We start from the raw sequence: 21,641 nt of genomic DNA, 5'->3' as shown, positions 1-21,641 counted from the left end.
ACTCGATGAATACCGAAGGACTCAGCGAAGTTGAAGTAAAAGACGCTCAAGCAGTGGTCGAGCCGATCGTCGAAACCCCGCCGGAGCTGGAATCCGTGCCGGTGGTTGCCGAAGCGCCCCCTGTGGTGGTGCCGGCGGTGGCGGTTCCCGGCCTGGATGACAGCAGCCTGTATATCCATCGGGAGCTGTCGCAGCTGCAGTTCAACATCCGCGTGCTGGAGCAGGCGCTGGACGAGTCCTACCCGCTGCTGGAGCGACTCAAGTTCCTGCTGATCTTCTCCAGTAACCTGGACGAGTTCTTCGAGATTCGCGTTGCCGGGCTGAAGAAGCAGATCACCTTCGCCCGCGAGCAGGCCGGCGCCGACGGCTTGCAGCCGCACCAGGCCCTGGCGCGCATCAGCGAGCTGGTGCACGGGCAAGTCGATCGCCAGTACGCGATCCTCAACGACATCCTGTTGCCGGAGCTGGAAAAACACCAGGTGCGCTTTATCCGCCGGCGCTACTGGACCACCAAGCTCAAGACCTGGGTCCGTCGCTATTTCCGTGACGAGATCGCGCCGATCATCACCCCCATCGGCCTTGACCCGACGCACCCGTTCCCATTGCTGGTGAACAAGAGCCTGAACTTTATCGTCGAGCTCGAAGGCATCGATGCCTTCGGTCGTGACTCGGGTCTGGCGATCATCCCGGCGCCACGCCTGCTGCCGAGGATTATCAAGGTACCCGAAGACGTGGGTGGGCCTGGCGATAACTATGTATTCCTGTCGTCGATGATCCACGCGCACGCCGACGACCTGTTCCAGGGCATGAAGGTCAAGGGCTGCTATCAGTTCCGCCTGACCCGTAACGCCGACCTGGCGCTGGACTCCGAGGATGTCGAAGATCTGGCCCGCGCGCTGCGCGGCGAGCTGTTCTCCCGCCGCTACGGGGACGCCGTGCGCCTGGAAGTGGCCGACACCTGTCCGAAACACCTGTCGGACTACCTGCTCAAGCAATTCAACCTGAACGAGACCGAGCTGTACCAGGTCAACGGTCCGGTGAACCTGACGCGCCTGTTCAGCATCACCGGCCTGGATAGTCATCCGGAGTTGCAATACACGCCGTTTACCCCGCAGATCCCGAAACTGCTGCAGAACAGCGAAAATATCTTCAGCGTGATCAGCAAGCAGGACATCCTCTTGCTGCACCCGTTCGAATCCTTCACCCCGGTGGTCGACCTGCTCCGTCAGGCGGCCAAGGACCCGCATGTACTGGCCGTGCGCCAGACCCTGTACCGCAGCGGCGCCAACTCGGAAATCGTCGACGCCCTGGTGGACGCCGCGCGCAATGGCAAGGAAGTTACCGCGGTGATCGAGCTGCGGGCGCGCTTCGACGAAGAGTCCAACCTGCAACTGGCCAGCCGCCTGCAAGCGGCCGGTGCGGTGGTGATCTACGGCGTGGTCGGCTTCAAGACCCACGCCAAGATGATGCTGATCCTGCGCCGCGAGGCCGGCGAAATCGTTCGCTACGCGCACCTGGGGACTGGTAACTACCATGCCGGCAACGCCCGCCTGTACACCGACTACAGCCTGCTGACGTCCGACGACGCCCTGTGCGAAGACGTCGGCAAGCTGTTCAGCCAACTGATCGGCATGGGCAAGACCTTGCGCATGAAGAAGTTGCTGCATGCGCCGTTCACCCTGAAGAAGGGCATGCTCGACATGATTGCCCGGGAAACCCAGTTCGCCATCGATGGCAAGCCGGCGCACATCATTGCCAAGTTCAACTCGCTGACCGATCCGAAGATCATCCGTGCGTTGTACAAGGCCAGCCAGTGCGGCGTGCGTATCGACCTGGTGGTGCGTGGCATGTGCTGCCTGCGTCCGGGCATCGCCGGGGTTTCGCACAATATCCATGTGCGCTCGATCATCGGCCGCTTCCTCGAGCACACCCGGGTGTTCTACTTCCTCAACGGCGGCGAGGAGCAGATGTTCCTCTCCAGTGCCGACTGGATGGAGCGTAACCTCGACAAGCGCGTCGAGACCTGCTTCCCGGTGGAAGGCAAGAAGTTGATCCTGCGGGTCAAGAAAGAACTGGAAAGCTATCTCACCGATAACACCCACAGCTGGAGCCTGCAGTCGGACGGTCGCTATATCCGCAACACGCCGACCGGCAACCAGAACCCGCGCAGTGCCCAGGCGACCTTGCTGGAGCGCCTGAGCAACCCGATACTCAGCGTACGTTGAGGGTAATACTGACTCGGGTCAGCCACTCCGCTTCCAGCGCGAAGTCGGCCTGAGTCAGTTGGTTCTGGTCCAGCCAGTCCTTGGGGAACACCACATCCAGGCTATCGCCGTCGGCACGCAAGGTGACCTGCGGCATTTCCTGGGTGCCACGGATGTGATGGAACAGGATCGCGAAGCGCAGCAGCACGCACAGGCGAATCAGCTTGATGCCGTCATCGCCGAACTCGGCGAACTTGTCCTTGGGAATATTGCGTCGGTGCCCGCGGACCAGCAGGGCGAGCATTTGCTGGTCTTCCCGTGAGAAACCGGCCAGGTCGGAGTGCTCGATCAGGTAGGCGCCGTGCTTGTGGTACTGGTAGTGGGCAATGTCCAGGCCCACTTCATGGACCTTGGCGGCCCAGCCCAGCAGTTCGCGCCAGACCCCGTCGGACAGTTCCCAGGCATCGGCCACTTGATCGAAGGCATGCAGTGCCTTGCGTTCGACCCGCGCCGCCTGTTCCAGATCGACGTGATAACGCTCCATCAGCGAGCTGAGGGTGCGCTCGCGCACGTCTTCGTGGTGGTGACGGCCCAGCAGGTCGTAGAGCACGCCTTCGCGCAGGGCGCCGTCGCAGTGGTCCATGCGTTGCAGGTCGAGGGCGTCGAAGATCGCTTCGAGAATCGCCAGGCCGGCCGGGAAGATCGCGCGGCGGTCGGGCTTGATCCCTTCGAAATCGATTTTCTCGGCATCGCCGAGCTTGAACAGCTTGCGCTTGAGCCAGGCCAGCCCTTCGGCATTCACCTCGCCGCTGCCCTGGCCGCCGGCCTTGAGGGCCAGGCCGATGGCACGGATGGTGCCGGACGAGCCGATGGCTTCATCCCAGGTCAGGCGATGCAGCGCGTGCTCGATGCTCATGATTTCCAGGCGTGCCGCCGTATACGCCTGGGCGTAGCGGGCCGGAGTGATCTTGCCGTCGCGGAAATAGCGCTGGGTGTAGCTGACGCAGCCCATTTGCAGGCTTTCGCGCAGCAGCGGTTCGAAGCGCTGGCCAATGATGAATTCGGTACTGCCGCCGCCGATGTCGGCCACCAGGCGCTTGCCCGGGGTGTCGGCGAGGGTGTGGGAAACGCCGAGGTAAATCAGTCGGGCTTCTTCACGGCCGGAAATGACTTCCACCGGGTGGCCGAGGATTTCCTCGGCGCGGCGGATGAATTCGCCGCGGTTACGGGCTTCGCGCAGGGCGTTGGTGCCGACGATTCGCACGGCGCCCAGGGGCATGCCGTTGATCAGCTGGGCAAAGCGCTTCAGGCAATCGAGCCCGCGCTGCATGGACTCTTCGGTGAGCTGACGCTCCTCGTCGATACCGGCCGCCAACTGAACCTTTTCGCCAAGGCGCTCCAGAATCCGGATCTCACCGTTCTGGGCCTTGGCCACGACCATATGGAAGCTGTTGGAGCCCAGGTCGATGGCGGCGATCAGGGACAGGTTCTTGGCTTGGGATTGCGGCATGGTTGAAGGATCTCGGTCGATAACCTCGCCATCGTGCCACGATCAGACGCCGACGCCAACGTAGGACGCCTGCGAGCATCAGGTCCGCGGCCGGCTGCGGGGTTGTTGGAAAATCATTGCTTCAATTTTCCTACATAAATATTTCACATTGATGACCTGTGTCATGAGTTATGACGACAGCGGTATTTGTAAAAGTTGTCAGTGTTTGTCTACCCGTCGTACTGGGATCGTGGCAACTTCCGGTTTTTTTGTCGGCTACCAGCGTGGAAACTAGCGTCTGGCAATTATGCCTGGGTGTTAATTATTTATCGGACTGCATTCGGGAGGTATCAGTCTTCACCCTGTTTCGGGTGTGATCCCGGATTGAGTCCCGCAGTCCTGAATAACTTGCATCTGCTTAAACTTGATAATATGGAGTAGGAAAATGAAGTCGGTATCCGGATGGACACTCGGTGCTCTACTGGTTGCACTGGGGTTCAATGCCAACGCGGCGGATCTGTTGGTAAGAGGAACGATTGTTCCGGCCAGTTGCACGCTGAGCCTGCAAAATGGCGGCATCGTCGATTATGGGAAAATCCGTGCCGCCGAGCTGAGCGCCAACGCCTACACACGTCTGCAGCCCAGGGGCGTGCCGTTTTCGGTCAATTGCGACGGCGGCACCCGGGTCGGGGTAAAGACCCTCGACAACCGTTCCGGCAGCAAGGTCCCGGGGATCCTGCAAGCGGCCATCGGCCCGGGCTATAACGATGTGTACAACTACGGTCTGGGTACCACGGCCGACGGCAAGCGGATCGGCGGTTACTCCCTGAGCGTGAAGGATTCCGTGGCCGATTTTCCATTGGTCAACACCATCGTATCGACCAATAACGGTTTGAGCTGGAATCGTGGTAACGGCGCCTTGGGTCAGTACCAGAACATCATGTCCTGGAGTGGGTTCTTTGCAACTCACCCGGCATCGGTACAGCGGGTAAGTGGTACTTTGGAAGTTCAGGCGGTTATCAACAAGACCTCCGAGTTGGATGTAACCCAGGAAATAAACCTGGATGGCCTGGCCACGCTGGAATTGCGTTATCTCTAAATGCTGATGATGTAAGCAATAGGGCGGCCGGTACAAGATGCTGTGCCGGCGCGCGCCCCGTGGTTGTACTGAAGAATAAGAATTCGTTCGCTAGGAGCGTATCGCTTGAATGTTGTACCCCTTATGCCGATGTCCGGGTCGTTGTGTGCCAGTGTGCTGTTCTTTCTCCTCGGCCTGTTCTGGAGCGCCGCCCGTGCCGATGGCATGCAGCCGGAAACCACGGTGGTGATTCTCTATGAAGAGGAGGGGGAAGCCAGTATCCGCATCAAGAACACTGACCGCGGCCCGGCCTTGCTGCATTCGGCCATTGAGTCCATTCCCGAGGATCTTGAGGAGTTGGTGGTCATTACGCCCCCCGTCACCCGCGTCGATGCCGGTGAGATCCAGTTGGTGCGATTTCTCAGCGCCAACCACTCGCCACTCAAGACCCAGCGTTTGAAACGCGTCACCTTCGAGGGTATTCCCCAGCGCAAGGCCGGCTCCGGCGCCACTGTTGGCATCAGCCTGCGCCAGAATCTGCCGCTGATCCTGCATCCCCGGGGGCTGGCCCGGCATCCGGCCCCCTGGAAGGAACTGACCTGGCACCTGGAAGGTAACCGACTGATGGTGCGCAATGACAGTCCCTATGTGGTTCGCCTGTCGCCGGAGCTGGTGCTCAATCCGCACAAGGCCAGCGTGATGTTGAGTCGCGGTTATGTCCTGCCGGGGGAGGCGCTGGCCATCGAAACCGATGCGACGCAGCCCGCTGCCACGTCGGTCACGCTCCAACCCGCGACCGTCTATGGTTTTGCGGTAGCCCGCCACGAAGCGCCGATTCTTCCCAGGGCGCTGTGACGCTTCCATGAGAAACCTGGGACAGCTGGGCCGGTCCGCCCCTTCATCAAGTCTGGCGCAGACACTGGCGGAGCGCCGCGGTCTGATGAAGATGCTGGGGGCTGCGATGTTGCTGGGATTGGGCGAACCGGTCGTCGCCGAGAAAAAGGACGATGCCGCCGAGGCGGAGTTCGACCTGTCCGTGCTTTCCGGGCGCGGTCTTGATCCTCGAGTGGCCGATTACTTCCGCTCGGCACCGCGCTTTCGCGAAGGCGCGCAGAGGGTGACGCTGGAGCTCAACGGCAACCGTCTGGGGCTGGCCGAGGTGCGTTTCGACCAGGACGGGGAATTGTGTTTCACCGCCGGGTTGCTGGATAAGGCCGGCCTGAAGATGCCCGGCGCTGACGCGGGGGGCGATGACGAGGTCTGTCATGCATTTTTGCACGAGTATCCGCAGGCCAGGGTGACCCTGCGCCCGAACAGCGAAGAGGTGGCCCTGCTGGTTCCGACCCAGGCCCTGCGTGGAGCGGCGCTCGACAGCGGTGTCTACGCCCGTGGCGGCACGGCCGGCCTGCTCAACTACGATGTGCTGGGTTTCGATACCCACTCACGCCAGGGCGGCGGGCGTTTCTTCTCCGCGACCACCGAGGCCGGGTTCAATGCCGGCGACTGGATTGTCCGCAGCCGCCAGTTGCACGTCGCCAGCAACGGAAAAGAGCAGACCGAGCATTTGTATGCCTATGCCCAGCGAGACTTCCTGCCTTGGCGGACGACGTTCCAGGCCGGTCAGATCAACAGCGCCGGGCCTGTGTTCGCCGGGGTCCAGCTATCCGGTGTGCAATTGATGCCGGATGGCGCGCTGCGTGGCCAGGCCGGGCATGGTGTGCGGGTCGAGGGCATGGCTGCCGACGCGTCGCGGGTCGAGGTCCGTCAGTCCGGCGCGCTGATCCATACCAGTCTGGTGCCGCAGGGCCCTTTCAGCCTGGACGGCTTGCCGCTGCTCAATGGCACCAGCGACCTGGACGTCCGGGTGATCGGCCCGGCCGGCGGCGAGCGTCGTTTCGTCGTGCCCGCCGCGGCTTTTCCGGGGGCGGCGGCGGTCCAACCGGGCTACTACCTGGCCCTGGGGCGGCTGCGCCGCGTCGCTGGCCGCACCGAAGAGCCACCATTGCTGGCCACCGGCAGTGGCACCTGGGGGCTTGGCCAGGCCGCATCGCTCAGCGCCGGGCTGCTGGGCAGCGATGACTACCGTTCCGTCGGCTGGGGGCTCGACAGTCGCCTCGGGCAGCGGGTCGGCATCGGTCTGCGCAACAACCTTTCCCATGACACCCGGCGGTCGCTGGCGGGGAGCCAGAACAGCCTGTCGCTGAACAGCCCGCTGGGGGCGGGGGTCGACCTGGACCTCAGCGCCACCCTGCGCAATGCCGGTTATCGCGATCTGCTCCAGACCGGCGAAGCGGACGCGGAAGAGGCGTTCGGCTCACGCTTCAAGCACCAGTACACCGCCGCGCTCGGCTGGGCAGCCCCGCAACTCGGCGGTTTCAGTCTTGGCTATTCGCGCAGCGTGATGTTCGACGGGCGTTTGTCCCGGCGTTTGCACGGCTCTTGGAACAAGAGCTACCGCTACGCCAGCCTGAGCCTGAGCGTGGATTCCGAGCTCGGTTCGAGTGGCGAGCGTCACCCCGTCGACTCGGGCCTGGGGGTGCGCTTGGGGATCAGCGTGCCGTTGGGCGGCGACCGGCGGATCGGTGCCTACCTCAACCGTCGCGGGGACCGGTTCGATATTGGCGGCGACTACCGCGAGCGGGTCGATGACACGATCAGTTATGACCTGGGGCTGGCGCAGGACCTCAAGGGCGATCGGCAGGTCACCCGGGGCAACCTGAACCTGATGCCGCGTTACACCCAGGTCGGTCTGGGCGTGACCCGCGACGCCTCCAGTAGCAGCTACAGCGGGCAACTGTCCGGGGGCGTTGCCTTGCACGAGGGGGGGCTGACGTTCTCGCCCTACGCGATCCAGGAGACTTTTGCCGTGGTCTCGGTGGGTGAGCTTTCCGGGGCCCGGATCGCCACGCCCCAGGGGCCGGTCTGGACCGACTCCAGCGGGCAGGCGGTGGTCGCCGGCCTGCCGGCCTACCGCGGCAGCCAGCTGGAAGTCGATACCCGCTCGTTGCCACGGCGGATCGACCTGCGCAATGCGACGAAAAACCTCGAGGTCGGGCGTGGGTCGTTCAATCGGGTGGATTTCACGGTGGTAGCCGTTCGCCGGCTGCTGCTCAAGGTCACCGACGAAAACGCCGCGCCGTTGCCGCAGGGGGCCTCGGTGTTCAGCGCCGAGGATGCCTTTCTGACCACGGTGGTTGGCGACGGCATGATCTTCCTGAGCAATGTCGAGTCCGGCCAACGGCTCAAGATCCGGCTGGCGGACCATACGACCTGCACGCTGCCCGTCGAGTTGGCCGGGGCCGGGGACGACGATCGGCTATATGAAACGGCCACGGCGGTTTGCCGGGCGAGTTAACCCTGTGGAAAACCTTTATGAAGAATTCTCGTGTGCGAACACTTGTGCATGGTTGTGGCGTCGCGCTTGTACTGCTTTCAGTCCCGGCCAGGGCCAACGACTGCACGCTGTCGCTGAGCCAGTCGCAGATCGAGCTGGGGGTGTTGCGCCCGGGGGCCTTGTCGATTGCGCCTGGACAGCCTGAGTTGTTCCTCGGGCGCCGTCGACTGAGCCTGAACATTGCCTGTCCCAGGCCCACCACCATGGCGTTGCGTTTCGAGGCGCCGGCGGCGGGATCGCAGGCGTTCCGTTTCGATCGCCAGGGGCGTTTCACGGTCAGCCTGAGCAACGCCCTGCTCGACGGCAAGCCGGTGACCCTGGGTGCGGCGCCATACCTTGTCGAGGCCACGGAGAATCGTCTGATAGCGCCGGGCCAGAGCCTGCAGGTGCTGGCGCGGGATTTACCGGCCAAGGGCCGGTTTTTCTCGGCGCAGGTCGAGATCGACACTCACCTGCCGGTCAGTGCGACCCGCGTGCGCGACGAGACGCCAGTTGAAGGTCGCGGTCGTTTCGAACTGCTGTCAGGCGGATAAGAAGGGCTCAGGCCGGCTGTTCGACACTGCCGATAAAGTTCGCCAGCTCCGGTGTCTGCGGGTGGGCAAACAGCACCTTGGGATCGCCCACTTCATGCACCTTGCCCTGGTGCATGAACACCAGCTTGTCGCCGACTTCCCGGGCGAAGCGCATTTCGTGGGTGACCATGATCAGGGTCATGCCTTCCTTGGCCAACTGACGGACCACGCTGAGCACTTCGTTGACCAGTTCCGGGTCCAGGGCCGAGGTGATTTCGTCGCACAGCAGCACCTTGGGCGACATCGCCAGGGCCCGGGCGATCGCCACGCGCTGCTGCTGACCGCCGGAGAGGCGTTCCGGGAAGGCGTCGAATTTTTCCCCCAGGCCGACCCGTTCGAGCATCTGTCGCGCCAGCTCGGCGGCCTTGGCCCTGGGCATTTTCTGCACCACCTGGGGCGCGAGCATGACGTTTTCGCCGACGCTCAGGTGCGGGAACAGGTTGAACTGCTGGAACACCATACCGACCGTTTGCCGCAAGGTGCGCAGATCGGCGCGGGCGGCGTCCAGGTAGTGGCCGTCGACCTCGATCACCCCGTCATTGATCGACTCCAGGCCGTTGAGGGTGCGCAGCAGGGTGCTCTTGCCCGAGCCGCTGCGTCCGATGATCGCCACCACCTGGCCTTCCTCGACGCTGAGGTCGATGCCTTTGAGCACGTGGTGGTCGCCGTAATACTTATGCAGGGCAGAAACTCTAAGAAGCGGCATGCAGTCTCCTTTCCAGGTAGCGCGCACTGAGGGACAGGGGGTAGCACAGCAGGAAGTAGCCGAGGGCTACCAGGCCGTAGACCATGAAGGGTTCGAAGGTGGCGTTGGCGAGCATGCCGCCGGTCTTGGTCAGTTCGGTGAAGCCGATGATCGAGGTCACCGCGGTGCCCTTGATCACCTGTACCGAAAAGCCCACGGTTGGCGCCACGGCAATGCGCAGGGCCTGGGGCAGGATCACATGGCGCAGTTGTTCGTAGGGGGTCAGGGCCAGGCTCGCCGAGGCTTCCCATTGGCCGCCCGGAATCGACTCGACACAGCCGCGCCAGATCTCCGCCAGGTAGGCGCTGGTGAATAGCGTCAGGGCGATGGCTGCCGCCAACCAGGGCGAGATATCCACCCCGAGCAAGGCCACGCCGAAGAACACCATGAACAGTTGCATCAGCAGCGGCGTGCCTTGGAACAGCTCGATGTAGGCCCGGGCGAAGCTATGGGCAAAACGGTTTTCGCTGATGCGCAGCACCATCACCAGCAAGCCGATCAGGCCGCCGCCGACAAAGGCCGTCAACGACAGGGCGACGGTCCATTGCAGGCCTGCCAGCAGGTTGCTCAGGATGTCCCATATGGTGAAATCCATCAGCGGTTCCTCGCGATGTAGCGGCGTCCCAGCCAGTTGAGCAACTGGCGGATCAGCAGCGCCATGACCAGGTAGATCAGCGTGGTCAGGGTGTAGGTTTCGAAGGCGCGGAAATTGCGCGACTGGATGAAGTTGGCGGCGAAGCTCAACTCCTCGGTGGCGATCTGCGAGCAGACCGCCGAGCCGAGCATGACGATGATGATCTGGCTGCTCAGGGCCGGCCAGACCTTGCCCAGCGCCGGCAGCAGGACCACGTGGCGAAACGCTTCGAAGCGGGTCATGGCCAGCGCCGCCGCGGCCTCCAGCTGTCCGCGCGGGATTGCCTGGATACCGGCGCGGATAATCTCCGTGGAATAGGCGCCGAGGTTGATCACCATTGCCAGGACGGCTGCCTGCCACTCGGAAATCTGCAGGCCGAGGGACGGCAGGCCGAAGAAAATGAAAAACAGCTGCACCAGGAACGGCGTGTTGCGGATCAATTCGACGTAGACGCCGAAGATCGCCGCGAAGGGGCGGATCTGCCAGGCCCTGACCACGGCGCCGACAATGCCCAGGCTGACCCCGAGCAAGGTGCCGATGGCGGTCAGTTCCAGGGTGAACAGGGCGCCGCGTAACAGCAGGTCGGCGTTGTGCAGCACCGGCAGGAAGTCGAACTGATAAGCCATGGAGCGGACCTCAGGCGAGCGCGATCAGAGATCGGCCGGAAGCGGCTGCTTGAGCCACAACTGGGCGTTCTTCTCCAGGCTGCCGTCGGCCTTGGCCGTGGCGAGGATCTGGTTCACTTTTTCCAGCAGGGCCGGTTCGTTCTTGTTCACCCCGACGTAGACCGGCGAGTCCTTGAGTTTGATCTTCAGCGCTGGAATACGCTTGGGGTTGCGCTCGGCAATGGCCACCATCACCACGTTGCCGCTGGCGATCAGATCGACTTGCTTGGCCAGGTAGGCCGCGATGGTCGTGTTGTTGTCCTCGAAGCGCTTGATGGTCACGCCCTCGGGCGCCACGGCGGTCAGTTCGATATCCTCGATGGCGCCGCGGGTCACGCTGATGGTCTTGCCCTTGAGGTCATCCAGGCCCTTGATCGGTGCATCCTGCGGGCCGAAGACCGCGAGGTAGAAGGGCGCATAGGCGCGGGAAAAGTCGATGACCTTCTCACGCTCGGGGTTCTTGCCGAGGCTGGAGATCACCAGGTCGACCTTGCCGGTGGTGAGGAACGGAATGCGGTTGGTGCTGTTGACCGGGGTCAGTTCGAGCTTGACCTTGAGTTGTTCGGCCAGCAGCTTCGCAGTGTCGATATCCAGGCCACGGGGTTTCATGTCCGGGCCCACCGAGCCGAACGGCGGGAAGTCCTGGGGCACGGCGACCTTGAGGGTGCCACGGGCAATGATGTCGTCCAGGCCATTGGCGTGGGCGGGGGCCTGACTCAGCATCAGGCTGGCCAACAGGGCAGTGAGCAGGGCGCTGCGGCGTTTGGTCATGGCAACTCTCCGAATTCAGAAGGGCGATCTCTGTCCGGGGTAGTGCACAGCCCATGCCATACTCGCTCGCTCCCTGTGTCCATGGGGATTACAGGGCTTTTTATGGTCTTACTGGTCTGAACAGTTGTCGGGTCTTTCGCACCCTTATCGGGCATTCGCCGGCAACGTTGAACCAACGCTGGGCGTGACTTGCCGGATCCCGCCAATAGCTTTACAACTAGCGCTTTCCCGGACTGACAGTTAGAAAAAACGATGAATTCGATCTCCCGCGCCGTTCCGGAAGTGGCGCTGCAAGCCATCCGCAAATTGATCGCCGAAGAGGGCTTCGGTCCGGGTGACGTGCTGCCCTCGCAACGCGACCTGGCACTGCGCCTGGGGGTGAGCCGGGCATCGCTGCGCGAGGCGCTGTCGTCCCTGAGCGCCCTGGGGGTGATCAGTGTGCAGCCAGGCAAGGGCGTGTTCGTGCAGGCCCCGGTGGACTTGGCGCCGGCCGGCGGCCTGGCGTGGCCGTTCGCGGCCCAGGCCTCGCCGGAGGATATCTTCCAGCTGCGTTATGCCCTGGAGGGTTTTGCCGCGGGCCTGGCGGCGGTGACGCTGACGGCCGACGAGCTGGATGCCTTGCAGGACAACGTCGAGGCCCTGCGGGTGGAGCTCAAGGCCGGGGATTTCGAGGCTGCCGCCCGGTTGGATTTCGATTTTCACCGGCGCATCCTGCTCGCCAGCGGTAACCAGGCCATGGTCGGCATCCTCAGTGCCACGGCCGAGCTGTTCCTGGAAAGCCAGAAGCTGCCGTTCATCCGGGCGGAGCGGGCCATGGAAACCTGGCAGGAGCACCGCAAGATCCTCCGTGCCCTGGCGCGTCGCGCCTCGGGGCCGGCACAGAAAGCGATGCAGGAGCATGTGCGCAATGCGGCCCTGCGCACCGGCATTGCCTTCGTCACGCCCGGCTGATCACAGTCCCTGTAGGAGCAGCCGGTCGACGCTCCTACAAGGGGGCGGTGCTTGTGAGGGCGTCTTTGTGCAGAGCGCACGTATTGGGCTATACCCAAACTGATGATTTGTCATAGTTAGACTCAATCAACTGCGGCTTCCTGTACGTAGGAAGGCCAGCTATGATGGGCCACGTTTTTTTCTGCTTACAATCACGGAGACTTCCATGAGCGAACACATCAAGCACGTCACCGATGCTTCCTTCGAGGCGGAAGTTCTCAAGGCCGAGCAACCTGTACTGGTCGATTACTGGGCCGAATGGTGCGGTCCCTGCAAGATGATCGCCCCGGTCCTGGACGAGATTGCCAACACCTACCAGGGCAAGTTGATCGTCGCCAAGCTGAACATCGACGAAAACCAGGAAACCCCGGCCAAGCATGGCGTGCGCGGTATCCCGACGCTGATGCTGTTCAAGGATGGGGACGTCGCGGCGACCAAGGTCGGGGCACTGTCCAAGAGCCAACTGACCGCTTTCCTCGACGCTCACCTGTAAGGTCCGCATCGTCAAAAAAAGCCCCGCAAATAGCGGGGCTTTTTTCGTTGTCAGGGGCTAGACGTCCAGAAGTCCAGGTGTTACATTCGGCCCCGCACTGGTTTCTCCACTGCCCCCTGCAAGCCGTCGCCGACGCACTCCTTTTCGAATAAGTACGCGATCCTGTCGCCTTCTCCGCGGCGCGGCCTCATTAAGCCAAAAGCTTAATTTCTCCCCCCTCCATAAATGATTACGTCATTCCTATATGAATCTGACTGAACTCAAGCAAAAGCCGATTACCGAACTGCTCGAATTGGCCGAACAGATGGGCATAGAAAATATGGCCCGTTCGCGCAAGCAGGATGTGATTTTCTCCCTGCTGAAAAAGCACGCGAAAAGCGGCGAGGAAATCTCCGGTGATGGCGTGCTGGAGATCCTCCAGGACGGCTTCGGCTTTCTCCGCTCTTCGGACGCCTCCTACCTGGCCGGCCCGGACGACATCTACGTCTCGCCAAGCCAGATCCGCCGTTTCAACTTGCGCACCGGTGACACCATCGTCGGCAAGATCCGTCCGCCGAAGGAAGGCGAGCGTTATTTCGCCCTGCTCAAGGTCGACACGATCAACTTCGATCGTCCGGAAAACGCGAAGAACAAGATTCTCTTCGAGAACCTGACCCCGCTGTTCCCGACCGTGCGCATGAAGATGGAAGCCGGTAACGGTTCCACCGAAGACCTGACCGGTCGCGTGATCGACCTTTGCGCGCCGATCGGCAAAGGCCAGCGTGGCCTGATCGTGGCGCCGCCGAAAGCCGGCAAGACGATCATGTTGCAGAACATTGCGGCGAACATCACCCGCAACAACCCGGAAGTGCACTTGATCGTGCTGCTGATCGACGAGCGTCCGGAAGAAGTGACCGAAATGCAGCGTACCGTGCGCGGCGAAGTGGTTGCCTCGACGTTCGACGAGCCGCCAACCCGTCACGTGCAAGTGGCCGAAATGGTCATCGAGAAGGCCAAGCGCCTGGTCGAGCACAAGAAGGACGTGGTGATCCTGCTGGACTCCATCACCCGTCTGGCGCGTGCCTACAACACCGTGATCCCGAGCTCCGGCAAGGTCCTGACCGGTGGTGTCGATGCCCACGCCCTGGAGAAACCGAAGCGTTTCTTCGGTGCCGCGCGCAACATCGAGGAAGGCGGTTCGCTGACCATCATCGCCACCGCGCTGGTTGAAACCGGCTCGAAGATGGACGAAGTGATCTACGAAGAGTTCAAGGGTACCGGTAACATGGAACTGCCCCTGGACCGCAAGATCGCTGAAAAGCGCGTCTTCCCGGCTATCAACATCAACCGTTCCGGCACCCGCCGCGAAGAATTGCTGACTGCCGACGACGAGCTGCAGCGCATGTGGATCCTGCGCAAGCTGCTGCATCCGATGGATGAAGTGGCTGCCATCGAGTTCTTGATCGACAAGCTGAAACAGACCAAGACCAACGATGAGTTCTTCCTGTCGATGAAACGCAAGTAAGTCGAGCAGGACGCAAAAGCCGGGGAAACCCGGCTTTTTGCTGTCCGGGTGTTGTTCGATTGCGCGGTATCGGGGCGAACCGGGTAAACTGCCCACCCCGAACGCCACGGACCCTACGAGGCTCACGCATGCAGTATCGCGACTTGCGCGACTTTATCAGCGGCCTGGAACAGCGCGGCGAACTCAAGCGCATTCAGGTTCCGGTGTCCCCTATCCTGGAAATGACCGAGGTCTGCGACCGCACGCTGCGGGCCAAGGGGCCGGCGCTGCTGTTCGAGAAACCCACCGGTTTCGATATCCCGGTGCTCGGCAACCTGTTCGGCACCCCCGAGCGGGTGGCCCTGGGCATGGGCGCCGAGGCGGTCAGCGAGCTGCGTGAAATCGGCAAGCTGCTGGCCTTCCTCAAGGAGCCGGAGCCGCCCAAGGGACTCAAGGACGCCTGGTCCAAGCTGCCGATCTTCCGCAAGATCATTGCCATGGCGCCGAAGGTGGTCAAGGACGCGCCCTGCCAGGAAATCATCATCGAAGGCGATGACGTCGACCTCGGCCAGTTGCCGGTCCAGCATTGCTGGCCGGGCGACGTCGCGCCGCTGATCACCTGGGGCCTGACGGTCACCAAAGGGCCGAACAAGGACCGCCAGAACCTCGGTATCTATCGCCAGCAGGTGATCGCCCGCAACAAGGTGATCATGCGCTGGCTCAGCCACCGTGGCGGTGCGCTGGATTACCGCGAGTGGTGCGAAAAGCATCCGGGCCAGCCGTTCCCGGTATCCGTGGCCCTGGGCGCGGACCCGGCGACCATTCTTGGTGCCGTGACCCCGGTGCCGGACAGTCTCTCCGAATACGCCTTCGCCGGCCTCTTGCGGGGCAACCGCACCGAGTTGGTCAAATGTCGTGGCAATGACCTGCAAGTGCCGGCCTCGGCGGAAATCGTCCTCGAGGGTGTGATCCATCCGGGCGAGATGGCGCCGGAAGGCCCCTACGGCGACCACACCGGCTATTACAACGAAGTCGACAGCTTCCCGGTGTTTACCGTGCAGCGCATCACTCATCGGATCAAGCCGATCTACCACAGCACCTACACCGGTCGACCACCGGACGAGCCGGCGATTCTCGGTGTGGCGCTGAACGAAGTGTTCGTGCCGATCCTGCAGAAGCAGTTCCCGGAAATCACCGACTTCTACCTGCCGCCGGAAGGTTGCTCGTATCGCATGGCCATCGTGACCATGAAGAAGTCGTATCCGGGCCACGCCAAGCGCGTCATGCTGGGTGTCTGGTCGTTTTTGCGACAGTTCATGTATACCAAGTTCGTTATCGTCACTGATGACGATATCAACGCCCGTGACTGGAACGACGTGATCTGGGCCATCACCACGCGCATGGATCCCAAGCGCGACACGGTGATGATCGACAACACGCCGATCGACTACCTCGACTTCGCCTCGCCGGTGTCCGGCCTGGGTTCGAAGATGGGGTTGGATGCCACGCACAAATGGCCCGGCGAGACCACGCGTGAGTGGGGCCGGGTGATCGTCAAGGATGAGGCCGTGACCCGACGGGTCGATGCCATTTGGAATCAGTTAGGAATAGATTGATGCGTGTGACCTTGCAGCCGTCCGGCGCCGTGCTTGAGATACGGCCCGGCGAGCGGATTCTCGACGGCGCCCGGCGCCTGGGCTATGACTGCCCGCAAAGTTGTCGCAACGGCAACTGCCATGTGTGCGCCGCGCTGCTGGTGGAAGGGCGGGTCGCCCAGGCCGGCGATGTGCGTGACCATGGCGAGTTCTACACCTGTATCGCAGAGCCTCTGGAAGACTGCGTGGTGCTCTGGGATGGGGTGCTCGCGCAAGGCGAACTGCCGGTGCGCACGCTGGCCTGTCAGTTGATCGAGTGTGTCGAGATCGGCGGTGATGTCTGGCGGGTGCGCCTGCGGGCACCGGCGGGCAAGCCGCCGCGTTATCACGCTGGGCAGTACCTGATGATTGAGCGCGACAACGGCGAGAAGTCGGCGTTTTCCCTGGCGTCCGCGCCGCACGCCGGGCGTGACCTGGAACTGCATGTGCTGGTGCGCGAAACCAGCGCCCAGAGCCTGATCGAGCAGTTGCAGCGCAACCGCCTGGCGCGGGTCGAGTTGCCGTTTGGCGATACCCACCTGGCCCAGTTGCCTGATGGCCCGCTGGTGTTGATCGCGGCGGGAACTGGCATGGCGCAGATGAACAGCCTGATCGAGCATTGCCGTTCCAGTGGCTTCCCGCACCCGGTGCATTTGTATTGGGGCGTGCGCCGCCCCGAGGATTTCTACGCGTTGGAACACTGGGACGAGTGGAAGCGGTTGCCGAACCTGTTCCTGCACAAAGTGGTCAGTGACCGCTGTGACTGGGACGGGCGTTGCGGCTTGTTGCACCAGGCGGTCTGCGAGGACATTACCGACCTGTCGACGGTGCATGTCTATGCCAGCGGCTCGCCGGCGATGATCTATGCGACGCTCGATGCCCTGGTGAGCGCGGGGATGGACGCGCACCAGATGCGCGCCGATGTGTTCGCCTACGCGCCGAGGCCTTAGTACCCCAGGCGGGTGATACCTTGTGGCGAGGGGGCTTGCCCCCGTTGGGCTGCGAAGCAGCCCCGAAACCAGTGATCGAGGTGTATCAGGTAAACCGAGGTATCAGGTTTCAGGGGCGCTTCGCGCCCCCCAGCGGGGGCAAGCCCCCTCGCCACAAAGGTCCGCAAGATCGCCACACACCCCTCAGAAACGGACCCCGGCGGTAAGCATCGCGGCATTGAATCCCAGCAGCACCACTTCCGTCGCCACCGGTCCGTAATGCACGCCGAGCGAAGGAATGATCACCGGCGCAACGCCCAGGTGGTTCAACGGAATCTTGTCGCGGTACTGCCCGGTATAACCCTGCAGCAGGCCGCCGGTGACCTTCAGGTACAGCGGATAATCGGCACTCTCGAAACGTTTGCCGGCATAGGCGTAATACGAACGCTGGCTGAAGGAGTTGCGAAACGTCGCCGCCCCATAGATAAAACCCGAGGCTTCATTGCGCTCCAGGCCAATCAGGTCCTGATGGTCGTTGTGTTCCGGGTTTGGCGAGAAATGGCGGGTAAACACGCTCGCCTGCAAGTACCAGAAGCCCCGGTCACTGGTACTTGAAGCGTCTGCCGACTGGGCCCGGGCGGTTGGCGCGAGGATGAACAGGCACAGTGCCGGGATGAGGAGTGGTTTGCCCATGATTGGCCCCTGGTGAAGACGTGGCGGTTGAGGTAGGCGGCCGTTATACGTAAGTCTAAATCGGATTGTCAGACCGTGGCCTCTGAAGTGTATGTAGGAATTATCCTTGGTGCAGTGCACAGCCTATCGTTATGCGATTTTAATATTTAATTTATTTGTTACCGGTTGTTAGGCTATATCAGGTCGGGTCCGGTACTTTTTCATCGGACGGTTACAGTCGCGCGTTCTATTACGGTAAAGTGACTTGTAACTGATAATGACCAGGAGTTCCGTGTAATTCGCCATGACCGCTATCGATCCTGCGTTGTCGAGTTTGGCCTATCCGCCGCGCCTGGAACTGGGGGCGCAACTGACCCACGAACAACTGCTTTGCTCCATGCAGGCCACCATGGCTCGACACAAGGGCGGAGCGGTCTGGTTGTTTGCCTATGGTTCATTGATCTGGCGTCCCGAATGCTCCGCCGTGGAGCGGGTTCGTGGGCGGGTTCACGGTTATCACCGGGGCCTGTACCTGTGGTCCCATGAACATCGGGGTACGCCGGAGTTTCCAGGGCTGGTGTTCGGCCTGGATCGCGGTGGCTCCTGTAGCGGGTTTGCCTATCGGCTGTCGGACGATCAGTTGGAAGCCTCGCTCTATGCCTTGTGGCAGCGGGAAATGCCGGTGCCCTCCTATCGTCCGCACTGGCTCAGTTGCCGCTTGGAAACGGGGCAGACAGTTCAGGCGCTGGGCTTCGTGCTGGAGCGGCACCTGCCCAGCTATGCCGGTAACTTGCCGGACCATGTACTCAACCAGGTATTCGAAAGCGCTCGCGGGCGTTATGGCACCACGCGCGACTACGTCGAACAGACGGCCAGCGCCTTGCGCAGCCACGCCATGCCGGACCACAACCTGGAAGCGCGGCTCAAGCGCTGCCGTTCGGTCTCGCATTAACTGCACGGACTTGTCGGCGCCGGCTTGCTGCGGGCGCCTCCCATCGTATTTATATATTTCGAGAGCGATATTTGATATCAGTGTGGGAGCGTTTGTCGAGGGAGGGTCATATAAGGCTGGGTTGATAGTGTATTCAAGAATTGTTTCATTATTCGTGTTCGTGAGTGAGGTAGGGCGATGTTATAACTAATCATCTTTTGAAGTTAAGTGGCATTATTATATGAAACTTGATTTGTTTCGTGGTTCGTCGGCGATTACCAGTACAGGCATGCCGATAGAGCATGGCCGGGCGTTTCAACGGGTGGCCGACGCTCAAAAATGTGTGATTTCGGTAAGAGCGGTGGGGCCTTTTGCCACTGGCCTGCTGCGTGAAAGCTATGCAACGAAAGGGTTTCACAATAAAGCTAAAAGTTGCACTTGGGGGCCGATGGCCGGCTTCGTCCTGGCGGATCCCAGGTTCACCAAGAACCCGGACTTTCCAAGTCAGCGCAAAGCATTGCAAGAGAGCGCGCAGTTAGGGGCAAGCCAAACACCGCTTTATATTACCGATAAGCGGCGTAAAGCGCTGGAGAGCCAGCTGAAGTGTATGACGCTTGTGGGTGGAAACAATCTTGAAATGCACTATGTCGCCGCCGCCCCGTCGGGCGTGCCCATCAAGTTCGTCTTGAAACATGCCACATCCGTTGCCGGAAGCAACGAAGAGTCACTCTGGGGGGTGTTCTATGGACCGCAAGAGTCTCGCCTGTCCAATAATCTGAAAGAGATGAATCAAGCGCCGGACCGTGCAAGCCTCCTGCCGGTCATGGCCATTGTGGATAGCCTTTGCTCACCGCAAGTACGCAATACCTATCGGGCGGCAACGACCTGTGATTATGACCTGTGGGCGGTATTCCCCCGGCGCCACGCCTATTCCCGTTCAGGCGCGGATCGGCGCATGGTGCCTGATACGGATCGGTTTCCCCGGGACATGGACTTCTATACTCAGCATGAACATCCCGACCTGGGCAATATGACCCCGCGCATCAGCGGTATTCGAAGCGCCCTGAACAGCGCCGTTCGCGCCTCGGGCTACCGAGGGGGAAATGTGGTGCATCACAGCGACGAAGCGGGACGCCCTCTGGTGACGGATATTGATTTTCCCGCTCTGTTCTTCATTCCGAATGAAGAGGCTTACTGTGCCCGGAATGTGCATGAGCTGAAGCAATTGCTCTGTGTGCTGGGGTTTGATTACATACTCGGATTGAATCCCGGCTGGCATCGTCAGCTCGGCCTCACCCTGACTCGGCAAGGCCATTACGAGGTATAGCGTCGCTTCCCTTCGTCTCGCCAAGGTCAGTCTCTGCCGCTCAACGCACCTGCACCACCACTTTACCGACGGCCTTGCGCTGGGCGAGGTCATTGATAGCCTGAGCGGTCTGCGCCAGCGGATAGGTCTGCGACACCAGCGGCTTCAATTTGCCCTCGGCGAACCAGTTGAACAATTGCTGGAAGTTGGCGGCGTTGTCCTGGGGTTGGCGCTGGGCGAACGAGCCCCAGAACACCCCGATCACCGCCGCGCCCTTGAGCAACGCCAGGTTCACCGGCAGCTCCGGGATGCGTCCGCTGGCGAAGCCCACCACCAGCAGGCGGCCGTTCCAGGCGATGGAGCGAATGGCCTGGTCGAACAGGTCGCCACCCACCGGGTCATAGATCACGTCGACGCCGTTGCCATCGGTCAGGCGCTTGATTTCATCCTTCAGATTGTCCTGGCCATAGTTGATCAGTTCGTCGGCCCCGAAGGCCTTGGCCACCGCGAGTTTCTCGGCGCTGCTGGCAGCGGCGATGACCCGGGCACCCATGGCCTTGCCGATTTCCACGGCAGCCAGGCCCACGCCACCGGAAGCACCGAGTACCAACAGGGTTTCCCCCGGCTGTAACTGCGCGCGTTGCTTGAGCGCGTGCATGGAGGTGCCATAGGTCATGCTGAAGGCGGCGGCGGTGGTGAAGTCCATGGCGGCGGGGATCGGCAACACGTTATAACCGGGCACTTTCACCTCTTCGGCAAAACTGCCCCAGCCGGTCAGGGCCATGACCCGGTCACCGACCTTGAGGTGGCTGACCTTTTCACCCACGGCGGCGACCACGCCGGCCGCCTCGCCACCCGGGGAAAACGGGAAAGGTGGTTTGAACTGGTACTTGCCCTCGATGATCAGCGTGTCCGGGAAATTCACCCCGGCGGCATGCACCTGCAGCAGAATCTCGTTCTTTGCCGGTACGGGGCTGGCGATCTCTTCCAGCACCAGCGTTTCGGCGGGGCCGAAGGCTTTGCAGAGCACGGCTTTCATCGGGCTATTCCTTTGGGAGTGATGGCCGATAAGTGTAGGTGTGTGAGTCTAAGGGTCAACGAGCATGCCCCGCCCTGATAGTCGCCTATAAGCTTTTTGCTTGGGCGCTGCGGTGTGGGTCGTTATGCTAGGCCGCAAACCGGATAAGGAGCGAATTGTGAAAGCGTTGATCATGTTGATGTTGGCTTTGTCGCTGCCGATGGCGGCAGTGGCGGCGGAAGAAGCCAAGGAAGGGGAAGGCGCGGGTCCAAAGGTCAGCTATATCAGCCTGACACCGCCGTTTGTCGGCAACTATGGACTGGATGGCAGCCCGAAACTCAAGGTGTACAAGGCCGACGTGGCCCTGCGGGTGACCGGCGACGAGGCCGCCAAGGCGGTCAAGGCCAATGAACCGCTGATCCGTAACCAGTTGGTGGCATTGTTCGCCCAGCAGACCACGGAGTCGATGAGCAATGTCGACGCCAAGGAAAAGATGCGTCAGGAAGCCCTGAAACAGGTTCGGCAGGTGATGAGTGATGAAACCGGCAAGCCGGTGATCGAGGACTTGCTGTTCAATAACCTGATCGTGCAGTAACGCTTCAGAGGCCTACCGAGTTTGTGTGGCGAGCGGGC

20 protein-coding genes are annotated in these 21,641 nt (G+C 61.8%); 13 read left to right on the top strand and 7 right to left on the bottom strand.

Annotation, left to right across the window (positions count from 1 at the left end; all coding sequences use genetic code 11):
- Positions 1 to 5 precede the first annotated feature (5 nt).
- Complete coding sequence (gene ppk1 / locus PFEN_RS29575) at positions 6 to 2,225, top strand: polyphosphate kinase 1 (RefSeq protein WP_191490098.1); 2,220 nt, start codon at positions 6 to 8, stop codon at positions 2,223 to 2,225.
- Here ppk1 and ppx read toward each other — a convergent pair.
- The gene (gene ppx / locus PFEN_RS29570; RefSeq protein WP_191490097.1) at positions 2,212 to 3,714 is read right to left on the bottom strand and encodes an exopolyphosphatase; all 1,503 of its coding nucleotides are present in this window, start codon (positions 3,712 to 3,714) and stop codon (positions 2,212 to 2,214) included. The genes ppk1 and ppx overlap by 14 nt on opposite strands.
- 424 nt (positions 3,715 to 4,138) lie before the next feature.
- Here ppx and PFEN_RS29565 point away from each other — a divergent pair, with 424 nt between their 5' ends.
- The 4 genes from PFEN_RS29565 to PFEN_RS29550 all read left to right on the top strand — a co-directional run bounded on the left by PFEN_RS29565 (position 4,139) and on the right by PFEN_RS29550 (position 8,698).
- Positions 4,139 to 4,792: a DUF1120 domain-containing protein gene (locus PFEN_RS29565; protein ID WP_191490096.1), complete on the top strand. Its 654-nt coding sequence runs from the start codon at positions 4,139 to 4,141 to the stop codon at positions 4,790 to 4,792.
- A gap of 129 nt (positions 4,793 to 4,921) precedes the next feature.
- Positions 4,922 to 5,626 carry a fimbria/pilus chaperone family protein gene (locus PFEN_RS29560; protein WP_191490284.1) on the top strand — a complete coding sequence of 235 codons (705 nt, stop codon included), beginning with the start codon at positions 4,922 to 4,924 and terminating at the stop codon, positions 5,624 to 5,626.
- A 7-nt stretch (positions 5,627 to 5,633) separates the two neighbouring features.
- Complete coding sequence (locus tag PFEN_RS29555; RefSeq protein WP_224771084.1) at positions 5,634 to 8,126, top strand: fimbria/pilus outer membrane usher protein; 2,493 nt, start codon at positions 5,634 to 5,636, stop codon at positions 8,124 to 8,126.
- 17 nt (positions 8,127 to 8,143) lie between these two features.
- On the top strand, positions 8,144 to 8,698 hold the full coding sequence (locus PFEN_RS29550) for a hypothetical protein (protein ID WP_191490095.1): 555 nt from the start codon (positions 8,144 to 8,146) through the stop codon (positions 8,696 to 8,698).
- Between the two features lie 7 nt (positions 8,699 to 8,705).
- Here the strand turns inward: PFEN_RS29550 and PFEN_RS29545 are convergent, their stop codons facing one another.
- The 4 genes from PFEN_RS29545 to PFEN_RS29530 are packed head-to-tail and all read right to left on the bottom strand — an operon-like array spanning position 8,706 to position 11,552.
- The gene (locus PFEN_RS29545; protein ID WP_191490094.1) at positions 8,706 to 9,443 is read right to left on the bottom strand and encodes an amino acid ABC transporter ATP-binding protein; all 738 of its coding nucleotides are present in this window, start codon (positions 9,441 to 9,443) and stop codon (positions 8,706 to 8,708) included.
- Positions 9,430 to 10,080: an amino acid ABC transporter permease gene (locus tag PFEN_RS29540; protein ID WP_191490282.1), complete on the bottom strand. Its 651-nt coding sequence runs from the start codon at positions 10,078 to 10,080 to the stop codon at positions 9,430 to 9,432. Before PFEN_RS29540 ends, PFEN_RS29545 begins: the two co-directional genes overlap by 14 nt.
- Entirely contained in the window at positions 10,077 to 10,742 is a 666-nt protein-coding gene (locus tag PFEN_RS29535) for an amino acid ABC transporter permease (protein ID WP_100942099.1), read from the bottom strand. Before PFEN_RS29535 ends, PFEN_RS29540 begins: the two co-directional genes overlap by 4 nt.
- A gap of 24 nt (positions 10,743 to 10,766) precedes the next feature.
- On the bottom strand, positions 10,767 to 11,552 hold the full coding sequence (locus tag PFEN_RS29530; RefSeq protein ID WP_191490093.1) for a transporter substrate-binding domain-containing protein: 786 nt from the start codon (positions 11,550 to 11,552) through the stop codon (positions 10,767 to 10,769).
- Positions 11,553 to 11,804: 252 nt separating this feature from the next.
- Here PFEN_RS29530 and PFEN_RS29525 point away from each other — a divergent pair, with 252 nt between their 5' ends.
- The 5 genes from PFEN_RS29525 to PFEN_RS29505 all read left to right on the top strand — a co-directional run bounded on the left by PFEN_RS29525 (position 11,805) and on the right by PFEN_RS29505 (position 17,102).
- Positions 11,805 to 12,503 (top strand): FadR/GntR family transcriptional regulator, encoded by a 699-nt coding sequence (locus PFEN_RS29525; RefSeq protein ID WP_191490092.1) that lies wholly within the window; start codon positions 11,805 to 11,807, stop codon positions 12,501 to 12,503.
- 205 nt (positions 12,504 to 12,708) lie between these two features.
- Complete coding sequence (gene trxA / locus PFEN_RS29520; protein ID WP_191490091.1) at positions 12,709 to 13,035, top strand: thioredoxin TrxA; 327 nt, start codon at positions 12,709 to 12,711, stop codon at positions 13,033 to 13,035.
- 244 nt (positions 13,036 to 13,279) lie between these two features.
- Positions 13,280 to 14,539 (top strand): transcription termination factor Rho, encoded by a 1,260-nt coding sequence (rho, locus tag PFEN_RS29515; protein WP_100942095.1) that lies wholly within the window; start codon positions 13,280 to 13,282, stop codon positions 14,537 to 14,539.
- A 128-nt stretch (positions 14,540 to 14,667) separates the two neighbouring features.
- Positions 14,668 to 16,134 (top strand): 4-hydroxy-3-polyprenylbenzoate decarboxylase, encoded by a 1,467-nt coding sequence (gene ubiD / locus PFEN_RS29510; RefSeq protein ID WP_191490090.1) that lies wholly within the window; start codon positions 14,668 to 14,670, stop codon positions 16,132 to 16,134.
- The gene (locus PFEN_RS29505; RefSeq protein ID WP_191490089.1) at positions 16,134 to 17,102 is read left to right on the top strand and encodes a CDP-6-deoxy-delta-3,4-glucoseen reductase; all 969 of its coding nucleotides are present in this window, start codon (positions 16,134 to 16,136) and stop codon (positions 17,100 to 17,102) included. Before ubiD ends, PFEN_RS29505 begins: the two co-directional genes overlap by 1 nt.
- Positions 17,103 to 17,285: 183 nt before the next feature.
- Here PFEN_RS29505 and PFEN_RS29500 read toward each other — a convergent pair whose 3' ends face one another.
- Positions 17,286 to 17,774 carry a sn-glycerol-3-phosphate transporter gene (locus PFEN_RS29500; RefSeq protein ID WP_191490088.1) on the bottom strand — a complete coding sequence of 163 codons (489 nt, stop codon included), beginning with the start codon at positions 17,772 to 17,774 and terminating at the stop codon, positions 17,286 to 17,288.
- A 283-nt stretch (positions 17,775 to 18,057) separates the two neighbouring features.
- On the opposite strand from PFEN_RS29500, the gene PFEN_RS29495 reads away from it, so the two are divergent.
- Both PFEN_RS29495 and PFEN_RS29490 read left to right on the top strand, forming a co-directional pair.
- Positions 18,058 to 18,705 carry a gamma-glutamylcyclotransferase gene (locus PFEN_RS29495; RefSeq protein ID WP_191490087.1) on the top strand — a complete coding sequence of 216 codons (648 nt, stop codon included), beginning with the start codon at positions 18,058 to 18,060 and terminating at the stop codon, positions 18,703 to 18,705.
- Positions 18,706 to 18,925: 220 nt separating this feature from the next.
- Positions 18,926 to 20,011, top strand: coding sequence for an anthrax toxin-like adenylyl cyclase domain-containing protein (locus PFEN_RS29490; protein ID WP_191490086.1), 1,086 nt, complete (start codon positions 18,926 to 18,928; stop codon positions 20,009 to 20,011).
- A 40-nt stretch (positions 20,012 to 20,051) separates the two neighbouring features.
- Here PFEN_RS29490 and PFEN_RS29485 read toward each other — a convergent pair whose 3' ends face one another.
- Complete coding sequence (locus PFEN_RS29485; RefSeq protein WP_191490085.1) at positions 20,052 to 21,029, bottom strand: NADPH:quinone oxidoreductase family protein; 978 nt, start codon at positions 21,027 to 21,029, stop codon at positions 20,052 to 20,054.
- A 157-nt stretch (positions 21,030 to 21,186) separates the two neighbouring features.
- Between PFEN_RS29485 and PFEN_RS29480 the strand changes: the two genes are divergently transcribed.
- Positions 21,187 to 21,603 carry a flagellar basal body-associated protein FliL gene (locus PFEN_RS29480; protein ID WP_191490084.1) on the top strand — a complete coding sequence of 139 codons (417 nt, stop codon included), beginning with the start codon at positions 21,187 to 21,189 and terminating at the stop codon, positions 21,601 to 21,603.
- The last annotated feature ends 38 nt before the right edge of the window (positions 21,604 to 21,641 follow it).

The sequence above is a fragment of the Pseudomonas sp. FEN genome (assembly GCF_904067045.1).
GTDB lineage: Bacteria > Pseudomonadota > Gammaproteobacteria > Pseudomonadales > Pseudomonadaceae > Aquipseudomonas.
The sequence above is the reverse complement of the archived record's forward strand: the minus strand, read 5'-3'. Positions and strand labels throughout refer to the sequence as shown.